At 40.5% G+C, this 15690-nt stretch carries 9 protein-coding genes; 7 read left to right on the top strand and 2 right to left on the bottom strand.

The annotated features are described in order from the left end of the window. Nucleotides 1-112: 112 nt before the first annotated feature. The 5 genes from I588_RS05510 (at nt 113) to I588_RS05530 (ending at nt 10088) form a co-directional block, all read left to right on the top strand. Nucleotides 113-826 (top strand): ABC transporter ATP-binding protein, encoded by a 714-nt coding sequence (locus tag I588_RS05510; RefSeq protein ID WP_010757978.1) that lies wholly within the window; start codon nt 113-115, stop codon nt 824-826. Continuing rightward, nucleotides 823-2451 carry a hypothetical protein gene (locus I588_RS26370; RefSeq protein ID WP_010757979.1) on the top strand — a complete coding sequence of 543 codons (1629 nt, stop codon included), beginning with the start codon at nt 823-825 and terminating at the stop codon, nt 2449-2451. The genes I588_RS05510 and I588_RS26370 overlap by 4 nt, the downstream gene beginning before the upstream one ends. Nucleotides 2452-3547: 1096 nt before the next feature. Next, nucleotides 3548-5230 (top strand): SpaH/EbpB family LPXTG-anchored major pilin, encoded by a 1683-nt coding sequence (locus tag I588_RS05520; protein ID WP_010757980.1) that lies wholly within the window; start codon nt 3548-3550, stop codon nt 5228-5230. A gap of 77 nt (nt 5231-5307) precedes the next feature. Then, complete coding sequence (locus I588_RS05525) at nt 5308-6138, top strand: class C sortase (RefSeq protein WP_010757981.1); 831 nt, start codon at nt 5308-5310, stop codon at nt 6136-6138. A gap of 32 nt (nt 6139-6170) precedes the next feature. Continuing rightward, on the top strand, nt 6171-10088 hold the full coding sequence (locus I588_RS05530) for a SpaA isopeptide-forming pilin-related protein (protein WP_010757982.1): 3918 nt from the start codon (nt 6171-6173) through the stop codon (nt 10086-10088). A 423-nt stretch (nt 10089-10511) separates the two neighbouring features. Here I588_RS05530 and I588_RS05535 read toward each other — a convergent pair whose 3' ends face one another. Then, nucleotides 10512-11279, bottom strand: coding sequence for a MurR/RpiR family transcriptional regulator (locus I588_RS05535; protein WP_010757983.1), 768 nt, complete (start codon nt 11277-11279; stop codon nt 10512-10514). Next, nucleotides 11272-12051, bottom strand: a complete 780-nt coding sequence (locus I588_RS05540) for a MurR/RpiR family transcriptional regulator (RefSeq protein WP_010757984.1) — start codon at nt 12049-12051, stop codon at nt 11272-11274. Before I588_RS05540 ends, I588_RS05535 begins: the two co-directional genes overlap by 8 nt. Nucleotides 12052-12237: 186 nt before the next feature. Here I588_RS05540 and I588_RS05545 point away from each other — a divergent pair, with 186 nt between their 5' ends. Then, nucleotides 12238-13563, top strand: a complete 1326-nt coding sequence (locus I588_RS05545; protein WP_010757985.1) for a 6-phospho-alpha-glucosidase — start codon at nt 12238-12240, stop codon at nt 13561-13563. Nucleotides 13564-13589: 26 nt separating this feature from the next. Next, nucleotides 13590-15107 (top strand): PTS transporter subunit EIIC, encoded by a 1518-nt coding sequence (locus tag I588_RS05550; RefSeq protein ID WP_010757986.1) that lies wholly within the window; start codon nt 13590-13592, stop codon nt 15105-15107. Nucleotides 15108-15690 lie beyond the last annotated feature (583 nt).

Below are 15690 nucleotides of genomic sequence, written 5' to 3' on the forward strand. Positions count from 1 at the left end.
AGCTGCTGTTTGATTAGTAGAACCCTTTTGAGAATCTTCTCGTAGTGGCGAATGATGTTTGTTACAATTATGAAAAGTGTTTTTTTGCGAATAAAATGAGAGAAGTGTAGAAATGAAATTAGTGTTAAATAATATTGCCAAAAAATTTGATGATAAAACTATTTTTGATGAAGCCAATTTTACTTTTGAGACGGGTAAGATTTATGGTTTGCTGGGAAGAAATGGTTCCGGAAAGACGACACTGTTCAATTGCATTGCTAAAAATATGCAGCTGGACAATGGAGAGATTCTATTGGATCAGGGAGCGGGTCCGAGGGACTATTTTAATACGGATATCGGCTATGTTTATACGATTCCACATTTGCCGGCTTTTATGACAGCAACAGAGTTCGTGAAATTTTTTATGGACATTAATGCTGACCGTGTGACTAGCAGTAAAACTCCTGCTGAATATTTGACAATGGTAGGCATTAAGCAAGAAGATCAGCATCGGTTACTGAAGGATTTTTCTCATGGTATGCAAAATAAGGTGCAAATGGTGGTTTCTTTAATGATTACTCCGCCGGTTCTCTTAATGGATGAACCGCTGACCTCCTTTGATGTGGTGGCTGCTCATGAAATGAAAGAATTGATTTTGTCTGCTAAAAAGAATTCGATTGTGGTCTTCTCTACGCATATTTTACAATTGGCACAAGATTTGTGTGATGAGATTGTTTTATTGAATCATCATCAGCTGCAGTCCATTCCGGCAGAAAAAATTCATGATGCAGATTTTGAAGAAGAGATTATTCAGCTGCTGCAGGATCCGCAGGAGGATCAGGTATGATTGAGATAATCAGAATTTCTTGGATCTTTTCGGTGGTTAAAACAACCCAAAAGGTCAACGGCTTACTGTACTATTTGCGAAAGCTGCCGGTCATTGGTCAAAAGATTCCTGGGACAGTCTTTAAAAGCTATGAATTGAAAAAGATTCTGACTGTGCTGCTTTTCATTTGGAAGGCTGTCATGACGTTAGGAGCAAAATTCTTATGGCTAGGGTTAAGCTATGGGATTGCCTTTTTTAGCATTCGTTTTTTGTCAGGTGGGTCATTTGATTTGTTTCCATTCGATCCGAATATTGTAAAGCAGGGTCTATTGTTTTGGATAGGCTGGCTGGGAATCGTGAGTATTTTCGATGGTATATGGTATTCGATGGATAACAATGAAGTGAATTTTTTGGATCAGTTTTCTTTACCTCGACAACGTTTTGTTCGGGGGCGGTTAGTGCTGCTAATTGTTGTTGAAGCGGTGAAATACTGGCCGGCATTTTTTGTTTATGGCTTGCTGCTGCGTAATCCGCTGGCAGTGATGGTTGTAGGCAGTTTCTCTTATTTGGCTATCAATTTGTTTTTTTACTGGTTGGGAAGAAAAACCTATACCTTGACCCCAAGTCAGCGTCGCATGATGACTTGGACAATCTTTTTTGCTATCATTTTACTGGTGGCGGCAGATTTTTGGTTTGACCCAACAGCTAAACTCATGACTGGTCTGCTACATCCGGTTTGCTGGATTCCATTACTTATTTTGGCGATTTTCTGTGGTGATAGGTTCTTATGCTTTGATGATGAGGGCGGCTATTTGATTTGGCAGGTTGAACGGCTCCGTAAAGCGACAGCTGCTGCACCAGCAGCCAAGAATTCGCAGTATCTGGGACAAGGTTTGTCAATGCAAAAGAAATTGGAGCTGGAAGCAGAAAGTAATGAGACACTTTTTGGGAGTCAGTATTTAAACGATCTTCTGTTCAAACGCTATCGCCGTATTTTGCAGCGAAGCTTGCTTATCCGTCTGGCAGTGATCGGGATTACTTGGTTGCTGGTGATTGCTGGGTCACTGTTTGGCGTATTGAAAGATGCAACAGAAACTGGATTGATCGGTTTATTACCATTATTGTTTTTTATGATGTATTTGGCTTCCTTTGGCAAAACGATTGTGCAGATGGTTTTTGTAAATTGTGATATGGCGATGTTGTATTATCCTTTTTATCGGGAAGCTTCAACGATACTGTCGGGTTTTTTCTATCGCTTTCGGAAAACTTTGTTTTACAACGGAACAATTATTTTAGGTATTTTACTGATTTTTGTAACCTTTACTTTGTTAAATCCAGGAATTCTATCGCTGCAATTTTTTACGGTGTTGGTACTGCTACTGTTCAGCTTGGCGATTTTATTTTCCTTCCATGAGCTGTTTATCTATTATGTGCTGCAGCCTTTCACTAGCGAGCTGGAGGTGACGAATCCTCTGTACAAAATTATTTCCGGTATTTTCTACGGAATTGCCTATTTGAACCTGCAGCTGGATGTCACTGGTTTGAGCTATGCTCTGCTGGTCTCCGCTTTAAGTTTAGTCTATATAGCAATTGGATTAGTCATTTTATGGAAGAAGGCACCTCAGACTTTTCGCATAAAAGGATAAAAACAACTGAGAGATTTCTGAAACAATCGAATAAGTTAAATGATTAACTATTTATGAAACTGAGGATGAGACATAAGCTATCATCATATAAATTTTCTCGTAGCACCTGACAAAATCAGGTGCTTTTTTACGTGTACATATGAAATTAAACAGCTATCGTATAGAGTGTCAAGATGTTCAATTGGATAACTTTTTTATTAGCGAGGAAGGGTGTAAAAATAGAGTGGCGCTATGTTTTCTCTACATGAATCAGTGAGTGCCTTAACGTGAAATTTTCACATAAGTTCATTTAAACAACAAATACATAAAGATTAATATTTTTCGAAAATTAGTTTTTTGATAGAAGTCATCTGGTTTTATACATTTTATTAGCTTTAAAGAATTTGAAAGTTTATAGGAAAGGTCATAATAATGATGTTATGCGCGATATAGTTCTGTATATTATGCATAAAAAGATTGAATTAAAGAAAAGTGTATAGTAAAATTAGATTTAATAAAGTTATATTATGTTTTTATACGATATGTTTTGTTTGAAAGAATTTTTTGAAATTCAATTATTTGTTCTGGACCTGAACAATTCATATCTTTTAATTTAACGTTTTTTCTCGAATAGTCACGGATTGATCTGTTCCTTATTGCCCTTTTTACCTTCGCCTCTACCGAATGAGCTCAGCGAAGTTCATTTCATAAGAAAGCTCTAAAAAAGAGTGTACACATGTATAGGTTGAGCAATAAAAAAATTCGATTCGATTAATAAAGCGGAAAGATTTGGATTCGATAGAGAACCTGCCAGAATAGGCGATCAAAGGCCTTCGTGCTGGATAAATGAAATCACTTTTCGAGCGTGGAAAGTCACTTTTGAAACCACGCGAAACAGCTTGAAGCGAATCGTGGAAATCGTCGCTAGTTAGTGGTATTTCTTAGTGTTAAGTAAAGAATAAATTCACAGTAATGAAATTTAGTTAATAAGGTGATTCTTTTAATGAAGGAGACTGAACATGGCTGGGAATTTTTGTAATCAATTTATGAATTCTTTGTCATGTAATTAGTTACCCCCAAATAAGGTAGTCGATAGCTAGAAAGAGAGATGGAAAAAATGAAAAAGAAATTAAAGAAAATTGTCGCACTGTTGTTTGTTGGATTTACGCTAGTTGCTGGCGGACTGCAAGGAGTTGCTGAAGATACAACGCAACCTCAACCTCGACCAGAAAAAGGAAACTTATTTATTCATAAGCATTGGGCAGATGATAAAACACCGATTGGGAATGAAGGCGATGGTACAGAGATTTTAAATCCAGGAATTTCAAATCCAGCGATTAAAGGGGTTCAATTTGATGTCTGGCTGTTGACTCCAGATAGTGGGGCACCTGCAATCCCGCCGTCAGATAAGGATGGCTGGACTTATTCACGAAATGGCACTAGTTTAACCGTTTCAAAGGCTGGTAAGGATTACACGTATACTTTGACTCCAAAACAATCTGATATAGGTGCGAATGGAAAAACAAATGAACATGGGCTTCTAAAATATTCTAACTTAGATGCTGGTTACTATTACGTTGAGGAAAACCTAGGGGCATCGACTGGTTATCAAGTTCAAGGGGTAGGAAACGAAGATAAAACCATTGCTTCTGGAGCACGCCCTTTTATTGTAGCCGTCCCGATGACTACTCCTGATGGAACAGGCTGGAATAAGAATGTCCATGTCTATCCTAAAAATGTAGGATTAGACCCAGAAAAAACATCAGATAAAGAGACGATCATGGTAGGGGACACTGTAAAGTGGACGATTCGTGCCAATGTGCCATCGGATTTTGAGACATATAGTAGGTTCGAAGTGACAGATATATTGGATGCACGCTTAGATTATGCCGGTGATAGTAGTGTAATAGTTGCAGGTACCAATAGCGGTGGTGGAATAGAAGTAACGTTAACTGCGGGTGATGATTATAATATTGCATATACGGGTGCTGACCGAACATTAAAAATCAGTTTAACGGCAAAAGGTATTGCAAAACTCGCAACTGCCGCTGATGTGACAAAAATCACGATCAGTTTTGATACGAAGGTCAATGGCAATATTAATAATGGTAAAGATGATGAAAACATCATCGAGAATGAAGCAACAATTGAATTTGAAAATGAACACGGGACAGACAGTGACCAAACTCCCAAATCAAAAGTTTGGACTGGTGAGATCAAGGTAGATAAAACTTATACTGGTGTTGTAGCGGAATTAAAAGGCCGGGCGGAATTCCAACTAGCAGCAACAGAGGATGATGCTGGAAATGCTAAATACCTCAAGGTTGTTTTAGACAAAACTAATAGCTACATCGTGGCGATTTTAGAACCAGATGGATCATTCACAGATGTGGAAGGAACGACTACTGCTTATGCAGACGCGAAAGATTGGGTAATGGTTCCAAATACCACCGACTTGGATCCAGTGCCAAATTATGGCTTAGACGGAAACACATTTTACGTGCCGTCGTTTGAAGGACTGCTTGCTTGGGATGACAAGACAGCTAGTACTTCCTATTGGTTAGTGGAAACGAAAACGGCAGAAGGGTATAACTTGTTGGATGCTCCTAAAAAGATCACATTCGTGAAAGACGGGACTACTGAAAAATATGTCATAACCGAACCAATCAAGAACTCACGAGGCTTTACTTTACCCAAAACAGGTGGTGTCGGCACGTTGCTTTTGACTGTTATCGGGATCGTGCTAGTAGGATTGGCGATTATTTTTAACCTAAATAAGAAAAAAGGGGCACATAAATAGGCAAGGAACACGTTAAAGGGTCGAGGGGGAAACTTACCTCGGCCTTTATTACATAGCGAAGGAAATGGAGTGAAAGAATGAAACGAAAACTATTGACGCTCATTCTTTTAATCACAGGATTTGGAGTTCTAGGATACCCGTACATTAGTAACTATCTGAATCAGCAAAATGGCACAAAAACATTGAACAACTATCAGCAGTCAGTTGACCAACTTAGCAAAGAGGAGAAAGCTCAAGAATGGCGAAAAGCGGAAGTCTATAATGAAAATCTGACTGGACAACCTGCTCATGATCCTTTTATTCCTGGATCAGGGATTGCGATGCCGCAAAATTACTATAAAGTGTTAAATATTGAGGGGACGATGGGGAAGATTGAAATCCCTAAAATAGCGGTTGAATTACCGATTTATCATGGGACCAGTGATAAAGTATTAAAAAAAGCGGTCGGACATTTAGAAGGGTCAACGATGCCTGTTGGCGGTACGGGAACGCATGCTGTTTTAACAGGGCATACGGGTCTTACTAATGCAAGACTATTTACTGATTTAACAGAACTGAAAACAGGAGATCAATTTTATATCACGGTGTTAGAGAAAACATTGGCCTATCAAGTAGATCAAATTACCGTTATTGAACCAGAGCAAACTGGACATTTGCGAACCTATAAAGGAAAAGACTATGTAACTCTTATGACTTGTACACCTTATGGGGTTAATTCTCATCGCTTATTGGTTCGGGGAAAGAGAGTTCCTTATCAACCAAGTCAAAAACAAAAGGCCCAAAAAGTTGGGTTGACTGAGGAACAGAAAATACTAATTTTAACAGCAGTGATTACATCAGTACTCATGTTGATACTAATACTGCTAACAATTCTACGCAATCGTCGATCAGAGAGATTGCATAAATGAAATTACGCTGCATGATAGAAAGGAAGGTGTGTATGATGAGGTGGAACTGGATTAAATGTACTAAGCTATTTAGTTTCTTACTGATTGTGTTACTACTGCTTCAACTTGTACCGCCGATCGTGCAAGCACAGCAGCAACTATCGAATGAAACAACGATGGCTGAATCAACTAGTGAACAAACTAAAAATACAATTGAACGATCAAATGAACCAATTGTTAGTAGTGACACAGGTGAACAGCAGGTAAAGAACATAACCGTACCAAGCACAGAAAAAGAAGCAGCCTCAACAAAAGATAGTCAGCAGAAGGAAAAGGTATCATCCCAACAACGAGCTGGTGAACAGAAGAATTCAAAGGATATATCGCAATTCGTGACTGTCCATGATTGGTCTATCTATCAAGATGTCAATCAACCACTGTCTCAAACTACACCTGCTAAATCTGGCGAGAATTATACCTTCGATTTTACTTGGTCATTATCAGGCTTGTCTGGGTTACAAGCAGGCGATGAGTTCAAACTTAAGTTGCCAGAAAATGAACACTGGGGTTTTTGGTCGGTTGTCTCTAGTACACCTGTGAATTTTACAGCTAAAGTAAAAATTGATGGCGTAGAAAAAGATGTGATTCTCGGTCAGTGGTATTGGCAGGGGATTAGTGCGACTGAATACGCTATTGTAGTCGAGTTTGGTGCGGGAGTTGAAACAACAGGACTCGACATCACCTCCATTACAGGAGTAAAGTTTACAATTCCAGATTCTTTGAAAAATCAAACCGTCATTGGGGAAGACAAAATTCAACAGGTGACCTTTGGTGGTAGCGCAAAAACCATCAAGTTTGAAAAGCTGAATGAGGAGCCTAATAAAGGCTATGAATTCAAATATTCACCCAATCAGTCAAACAATAATATTATTTATGATATCAATGTCAATTTGGCGAATGCAATTGAATTAGGGGGAGATTATGTCAATTGGGATGATAATCCAACTGGTTTTTATTTAGATGGTAGTTATCGTAACTATTGGGGAGAAAAGATATCAAAGCTGGATTCTCAGATGTACGTTGAAGATCAATTAGATCCACAGGTAGTTGTCAACAGTTTAGATATTTCAGCATTGGCTTATCGACCGATTCAAATGGATGCAGATATTCATAATCAGCAAAAGGGTGGAATAACAGATGGATATGCTGTTTATCGCTCTTATGTCTTGAAAGATAATGGACTTGGGCCAGTGTATCGACAGGCAGGTGGAGCTGAGGATGTTCAGCTACCTAAAAGTGAGTATTCATTTATTAAATTGGAACAGGAAAACATGTCAAAAACAGAATTTCGTCACGCAATCCAGACGAATCCGTATCAATACGGGATCTATGAGGAAAAGATCAATGATCAGCCCGTTCGTACAATTATGATTAATTTTGGAAATGTATCGGAAAAAAATGATCGAATTCCTTCCTTGAGTCAAATGACAGATACACAATATGCAGCAGGAACACGGACGATTACACGGAAATCTAGTAATACCAATGTACAGGTGCCAGAGTTCGCTGTAAAAGCGGCTGACTTTTGTATTCGTAATAATCTAAATTCAGAAGACCAACGTGAATGGCTGGAGGATTATTTTACATTGGTCTACGGGGATTCCAACGTAGTGGACGGTCAAGCCCTTACGTATAATATCTCGATGAATTTGGGGTATCGACCAGAAGATATTCAGTATGATGATAAGGGAGATCCCATAGCAAAACAGAATACGGCTCATCTTTGGTATAAATATGAAGCTGGGGGCTTACGCACAGATTTTGAAGAAGGTACTACGCTTCCGGTCAAGGCGGAGGGAACCGTAAAAAATCCTTATGGTGAAATTGCGATTAATGCAAGTACTGCTCGATTAGTCAAGCTAGACCAAGATACGTATGAACCAATGAATGACGTTGCCTTCAGACTTGAAAAGGAGACAAGTAATAATCAGTGGGACGCGGTGGGCACGTATACTACAGAAAATTATAAAGAATTAAAAGGTGTTATTCAAACGGGCGTTTTAGAGGATGGGACGTATCGTTTCGTCGAAGTCACCACTCCTGAAGGTTACGATAAAACCCTTTCGATAAATTACGATAAAGTTTTGAAAGAAGTAGTTTCTGAAAAATTTGAGATTTCTGCTAGTAGTAACGGACAAATGGTTTATGTCTATAATAAAAAGAAAGCCCAAGCCCAGTATCGCGAACAACATTGGGTTCAAAGTGAAGGAACTGGAGAAAGCCAGTCTGATTTCTCTCTCCGCTTGGAAGAATCAAAGGTGGGGTTTGTAGGAGAAACAGTGGAAGGTATACCCAAAAATTTTGTTGGGTACCAGTACAAAGATATTGAGGGAATGACTGTAAAATCAGGTGAAGTCACAACCGCTGCTGATGGTACATTGGTCTTAAAACTTTATTACGTCAAGGACGATGAGGCTATTCCTTTCACTATCAACAAATTAGATGCCTTCAATCAGCCAATGCCCTCAGTGAATGATGTGGGGGAACCCTTGGCACAAGGGGCTGCTGTGTTCGATGTCTATTTGCTGGTGGGCTGGCCTGATAGTGGAGGCAGTCCAGCTAATATGAGCCCCCCATCAGCTTATGATAGCGAAGATAAAAAATATCAAAACGCTTATTGGCAACGATTGACTACCGATGAGAATCCTGTTGAAACTGACGCTTTAGGCCGAATTCGGCTGGATGTTCCATTGGAAGAAAATGGAAATCCGAGAACCTTCGCATTGGTGGAAAGAACAGTCACTTATCCTCATTACGAGCAGTTGTCGGAAAACAAAGTTTGGTGGGTCTTGTGGACAGGGGACGGCAATAATACGCCATTGGGGAAATTCTCTGGAATTCAGACTGTGGGGGACAATTATTCCGACACGGGCTTTGGTGTTGATCAAAGTGATAAGAGTCAAGAACTTTATATCAAAAATCGGTTAACACCGTTGACTGAGCATTTTAAAGTTTATAAATATGATGAGGATAAAAAAACGGCCTTAAAGAGTATTCCTAGTGGTCCAAATGTTAACTTTGTTTTGTACAACTACCTTGGTGGTAGTGATCTATCCGGGTTGAAGATAAAACCTGGTAGTACTGGCAGTGAGGTGTATTGGAACAAATTGGGGGATTATTGGGGCGAGGATGATGCCAGCATTAAATTGTTCAATGTCCAAGCTTCAAAAGAAGATTCGTATTATGCATTAGTTGAGCAAAATAATTATCATCCAGGGTATCAATTGCCGACTGGTCATTGGACTTTTAAATCAACCGCCAATAATGAAAAAGGCTATCACCTAGCTGATTTTAATTATCATGGAGCCGATGATCCTGGTCTGATAACACCTGACGACCCTGATAACCCTGAACCAGGACACTATGTCTTACTAAACCAAAAGAAGAGTGTCGATTTTTCATTCTGGAAAATTAATCCAGAAGAAAAGCGGCTTGCGTTGGCTCAGTTTGAGCTCTATCAGATTGATCCAGAAAATCCTGATGGTGATCAAGATCCTACGAAACCCAATACACGATGGAAACTATTGGATCAGGCAGTGAGCCAAGACGGCGGAACAAATCACGGAAAGGTAACTTTTTCTAGCTTAAAAGCAGGAGATTATCTCTTGCTCGAAAAAAAATCTCCTGAAGGTTATGAATTACCAGGAGGCTGGTGGACGTTTACGATTGATCCAACAGGTGCAACTATTCAAGCTCAAATAAAAAATCTAACCGGTCATGGAGACTATCAACCAGCATTTTCAATAAACGCCAATGATGAAGTCCCTCACAGTGTACAAAATTTTCGTAAAATGACGATTCCTAGAGCTGGGAGAGCTGGTTTGATTCTGCCGACAGTATTGGGGATTGTTATAGTGGGATTAGGTATTTTGACCGCTATATACAAACCTAAGAAATCAAAAATAGACTAATAGTTAGTGGTGGTTTCCTAGGTGAAATTTTTCGAGTTGTAAGGACTTTATAGATATCAGGTTAGATTGTAATTGGCAGTGCTTAGATCAAGCCTTCATAGGAGTGGGAGCTCAATTTTATAACTTGAAAGGTTTGAAACGGAAAAGTGAAGAAGAACTTCTAGCGGTATTTTAAGAAGCAGCTTAGTAAAGAAGATGACGCTTTTGAGCGACTATCTTGTTGTTTCGCAGGGCATGATGTGCCGAAAAGTCAATAGAGATTATGGCAAATATCGTTCACTTGTGATATGGGAGCCGTGTCATAGGCGGCTCTAAGTCATATAGTGTTGTTTTAATCAAATTACCTTAAGGAAACGCTTTGGCGTTTCCTTTTTTTGCATAATTTGAATGTAAATGTCTGATAGGACGTTTACATGGTTTTTACTACAGTTCGGGCTGCTCTGTTGCCAGCAGTTCTTTACTAGCCAATTCGATAATTAATTGAACCAAACTCAGCATGTTGATCCGTGAATTCACATCAGTTTCATTATAGGTTAAGGGCAAGTCATTGCTAAACAAGCAATAATCGGCTAATTTTTCGGTTTGTTTCGTTCTTTCTGAGGTAATCAAAATGGTTTTGGCCTGATTTTTGCGGCTATTGTCGAAAACCTCTTGATAAATTTCCGTGGGTACATTGACTGAAGTGATCAAAATAGTCGAGCCTGGCTGAATCGTGCGGCTGATACTTTTTACCAAATGCAGATCCTCAACCAAAATACATCGGCGATTCAGCGTGTTTAAAACGGTGTGCAAATATTTGGCAGGGATCGAACTAAGACTTCGGCCGTGAATGTACAGGGGCTGGTCGTTGCAAAGCAGCTGTACGATCGTATGAAGCTGATCCAGTGGCGCAAAGGTCAAAAAATACTTGAAGTCATTGATTTGCTGGTCAATTTGTTCACGAAAAACGGTATGACGTTTCTTCTCCAGCGCCAATTCACTTTTGATTAAATATTTCAGTTCGCTAAAGCCGGCTAATCCCAGCTTTTGACAAAAACGGACGACGATGGTGTCTGATACAAACAATTTGCTGGCTAAGTCATGCAGGTTCATCCGTGCAATCAGACTCAGATTTTCTTGAATATATTGCAGCATCGCTCGTTCATTTTCTGACAGGTTTTCTACCTCCAGCTTTGCAAAGAGCTTATTCATGAGTGTCTCCCTCCTTTGAAGCAAGATAGGCTTTGAAAATTGTATCAATCACAAAGAATATGGGCAGCCGTGAAGTGAACTCCGTATTCTTATTTTGTCGCGGTCGTCCGAAGAAGCGAAAATTCAGATCAGCGATGGTGGCCAAAACGTTATCGGTATAAGGGGTGATCGCAGCTACAGTAGCGCCCCGCATCTTGGCTAGGTTAGCCATACGAATCGTTGGCTCATAGGTTCCGCTGCAGCTAATGACAAACAGCACATCTTGATCGGTCAAAGTTTCAGCAATGTGAAAGGCCAAACGGGAGGCTTCGTAGCGGTAGACATTTTGCCGACCATAGGAAAACAACATCTTTTCCCAGTAGTCCAGCACCCGTGCTGAAATGCCGCCGCCGCTATAAAGATGGATGTGCTTGGTACTATTTAACAGCTCAATCATTTGATAAACACTCTGTTCTTTCATTAACAGCAGGGTGTTTTCGATGTCCTGTGACAGCTCCTGCAGCAGTGCCGCATCCTGCTTCTGCTCAGGTGGCGGTTGCAGAATTGAAGAGTTGGCTTGCTTCATTAAATATTTTAATTCGCTATAGCCAGACAAGCCGATTTTTTTGCAGAAGCGCAAGATCGTGGTGGTGGAAACGGCCAGCTGTTCCGCCAATTCACGAATGGTCGCTGCTTCAACTACCTGAGGATGAGTATAAATATATTGCAAAATGAGTTGCTCGTTGGGGTTTAGGCTGGTCATGGTTTGATTGTCTAAGATATCAGCTAACATCTGATCGCTCCTTTATTGTTTAGTCTATTTGAAATTTGTTACATATTGTGTGACAAATCACTAGATTGGTGATCGCTTAGTAAAATAATACAGGATATTGTATTCGTTTTCAATCGGTGGCATAGTAAGACTATATTAAATGGCCATTAATAATAAAACGAGTTCAAGCTAAGGGGAATGTAAATCATGAGAGAATTTAACGTATGTATCGTCGGTGGAGGCAGCACCTTCACTTTAGGATTTTTGAAATCATTTGTTCGAATGAAAAAGGACTTTCCACTAAAAAAATTAGTGTTGTTTGATATTGATCAGGAGCGTCAGGATGTCGTCGGCAAATTTGGTGACATTTTGTATCGGGAACAATTTCCAGAGCTGGACTTTTCTTATACGACTGACAGCAAGGAAGCCTATGAAGGCATGGATTTTGTGTTTATGCAAATGCGGGCAGGCGGGTTGCCGATGCGGGCACAGGATGAGCACATCCCATTAAGTATGGGAATGGTTGGTCAGGAAACCTGTGGAGCAGGAGGCATGGCTTATGGCTTACGTTCGATTGTTGAAATGATTAAGGCCGTTCATGAAATTCGGGAATATGCACCGGATGCGTGGATTTTAAATTACTCTAATCCGGCAGCCATCGTGGCCGAGGCGTTGCGCCGAGAATTTCCAGCGGATCACCGTATTTTAAATATTTGCGATCAGCCGGAAAATGTTGTTCGCTCATGCAGCCGCTTGCTAGGCTGTTCTTGGGAGGATTTGGACCCTGTTTACTTCGGCTTGAATCACTACGGCTGGTTCACCCACATTTATGACAAACATACCGGAGAGGATTTATTGCCGAAGATTAAAGAACTAATCAAGAAGCAAGGGTTTCTGCCGCAGGATGCCGAGCAGCGTGATCCTTCTTGGCTGGATACCTATGGCATGGTGGAAACCATGATGAAGGACTTCCCAGAATTTTTACCGAATACCTATGATCAATATTATCTGTATCCTGATTACAAAGCAGAGACCTTAGATCCTAACTTTACGCGGGCAGATGAAGTCATGGCCGGTCGGGAAAAACGGGTGTTTGCAGAATGCGAGGAAATTATTGCTGCCGGAACCTTGGGAGACAAGTTTGATGACATTAGTGATGCCCACGCGGAAATGATGATTGAAGTAGCTGTAGCAATTGCCTTCAACAAAAACAATCGGCATATTTTAATTGTTGAAAATAATGGAGCAATTGCCAACATCCAAGACGATGCGATGGTAGAGGTAGTCTGTGAATTAGGTGCTAATGGCCCGCGTCCAATGGGAGTCGGCAATATCCCGCAATTTTATCTAGGTCTATTGGTCAACCAAGTCTCCAGCGAAAAGCTTTTAGTGGATGCTTATTATGAAAATTCTTACCAGAAAGCGCTAGAGGCCTTCACTCTGAACCGTTTAGTCAACGATGGGAAAAAAGCACGCAAGGTTTTGGATGCTTTAATCGAAGTCAATCAAGGTATGTGGCCTGAGTTACGATAAAGCCGGCGAGGCGAGGAGGAAAAGCAATGAAAAAGAATAAAATAATGGATTTTTTCTCGACATTAGGTAGCAGCTTGATGATGCCCATCGCCGCTTTGGCAGCCTGTGGGATTCTCTTAGGAATCTCAGGGGCTTTGCTGAAGGATCAGGTGGTGGCAGCATTGCCGTTTTTGGAAAATCCGGCTGTTTTTTATGTCATCGATACGCTGCGCACCATTTCCGGGGTTGTGTTTACTTTAATTCCTGTGCTGTTTGCGATTTCGATTTCGTTGGGGATGGCTAAAGAGGACAAGGGGATTGCTGCATTTGCTGGTTTTATTGGCTATTATACGTTTTTGGTAAGTGCCAGTACGGTGGTGAATTCTGGCTTTGGCAATTTTGATTCGCTGCGAGTTGCCCCGATTTTGGGTGTCGAGACGATTGATATGGGAGCAGTTGCCGGCATCTTAACAGGGATTATTGTGGCCTTTTTACACAATAAATACCACAAAATTCAATTTCCAGTAGCGATTGCCTTTTATGGAGGGAAACGATTCGTTGCTATTGTGGTCATTTTGGTTATGGGTCTCTTGGGACAAGTTGCCCCGTTTGTTTGGCAGCCGATTTCAGCCGGAATTACGGCTTTAGGTACGCTGATTGGCAGCGCCGGTTCATTGGGGGTCTTCTTCTTTGGATTCCTGGAACGCCTGCTGATTCCGACAGGGCTGCATCATGTGTTGAATAGTATCTTCCGAACCACTGCGGTAGGTGGCGTGTACGAAGGAGTGGAAGGCTGCTTGAATATCTTCCTGCAATTCTTTGACAAGGTGGATATTGATACGCTGCGTCCGTTTACGCAATTTTTAGGGCAGGGAAAAATGCCGTTTATGATGTTCGGTTTGCCGGCAGCGGCATTAGCTATTTATCGTTCCAGTCCTTCTGAGAAAAAGGATCGGGTGAAAGCATTGATGATTGCCGGTGTGGCTGCCAGCATTATTTCTGGAATCACTGAACCGTTGGAATTCTCCTTTATGTTCATTGCACCACTGCTGTTTTTGTTCCATGCGTTTATGGGTGGAGTATCCTTCTTGTTAATGTCGGTTCTAGGCGTAGCAATCGGAAATACTGGCGGCGGTTTAATTGATTATATTGTATGGGGTGTCATGCAGCCAGGCTCACGCTGGTACATGGTGCTGGTAGTGGGACCAATTTATGCTGTGCTTTACTATTTTGTCTTCAAGAAATATTTAACGGCGAAAAATCTGTCGATTGATGTTGCGGAGGAAATTGATGAGGATGAACCAGTTGCGGGTGCTCCGGTGGAGGGTGAAGATTCCTTGGCACTGCAGGTCATTGCCGGCTTAGGCGGACGTGAGAATATTAAGGTGGTCAATAATTGTATTTCTCGCTTGCGGGTAGATGTTGATGACATGAATCTGGTGCAGGAAAATATTCTGAAGCAAACGGGAAGTATGGGGATCATCAAACCTTCAGATACCCATATCCAAGTAGTTTATGGACCGAAAATTGAAAAAATTGCCGATGCCGTTCGCAAGGCGTTGTAGCTATTTTTAACTAAGTAAATGAGGAAGAGCAGTGTGGGATTGTGTGCCAAAAAATCCTAGACTGCTCTTTTTGATTTCGGAATAGTTTTTGAACGGTAGGCACACTCCAACTTTTCGTTCAGCCAAAAGGGTTGTAACGGGTATCAAATAACGAATGATCAATTTTTCACAATGAAACTAAGCTTATCGATCACTTGTTTTTATAACGAAATAACAGAAGTTAGACAAGTTTTTGATGCTTGTGAAGCAGCGGTTATCAGCAGATTGATTTTGTAGAAGGGAGCGCTAACTTCATTAAAAATCTATAGTGAGTACTTGTTCGTTTTCAATTATTTATCAGGTAAAGATGAATAATTTTTCGTAGCTGGAGGGCGTTCTGTGCAATAATGTTTGTACGGGAGGTTCCTTTTTTTGTAGGGGAAAAGCAATTTTATCAGTTATCGATGGGACTAATTTTTATTTTAATACTAAGAAATAGATAGCGAACATCACAATCTTTATTGTTATTTTTATTTTTTAGGTAGAAAAGTTGGGCTGAATCATTCTTTACCTTTTGACCAAATTGAAAATATAATGTGAGTGT

Origin of the sequence: Enterococcus pallens ATCC BAA-351 (genome assembly GCF_000407485.1) — a bacterium.
Classification (GTDB): domain Bacteria; phylum Bacillota; class Bacilli; order Lactobacillales; family Enterococcaceae; genus Enterococcus_A; species Enterococcus_A pallens.

Bases quoted from the DNA above. Each gene is read 5' to 3' on its own strand.
- I588_RS05510 (WP_010757978.1), top strand. From the start codon at position 113: ATGAAATTAGTGTTAAATAATATTGCCAAAAAATTTGATGATAAAACT.
- I588_RS26370 (WP_010757979.1), top strand. From the start codon at position 823: ATGATTGAGATAATCAGAATTTCTTGGATCTTTTCGGTGGTTAAAACA.
- I588_RS05520 (WP_010757980.1), top strand. From the start codon at position 3,548: ATGAAAAAGAAATTAAAGAAAATTGTCGCACTGTTGTTTGTTGGATTT.
- I588_RS05525 (WP_010757981.1), top strand. From the start codon at position 5,308: ATGAAACGAAAACTATTGACGCTCATTCTTTTAATCACAGGATTTGGA.
- I588_RS05530 (WP_010757982.1), top strand. From the start codon at position 6,171: ATGATGAGGTGGAACTGGATTAAATGTACTAAGCTATTTAGTTTCTTA.
- I588_RS05535 (WP_010757983.1), bottom strand. From the start codon at position 11,279: ATGAATAAGCTCTTTGCAAAGCTGGAGGTAGAAAACCTGTCAGAAAAT.
- I588_RS05540 (WP_010757984.1), bottom strand. From the start codon at position 12,051: ATGTTAGCTGATATCTTAGACAATCAAACCATGACCAGCCTAAACCCC.
- I588_RS05545 (WP_010757985.1), top strand. From the start codon at position 12,238: ATGAGAGAATTTAACGTATGTATCGTCGGTGGAGGCAGCACCTTCACT.
- I588_RS05550 (WP_010757986.1), top strand. From the start codon at position 13,590: ATGAAAAAGAATAAAATAATGGATTTTTTCTCGACATTAGGTAGCAGC.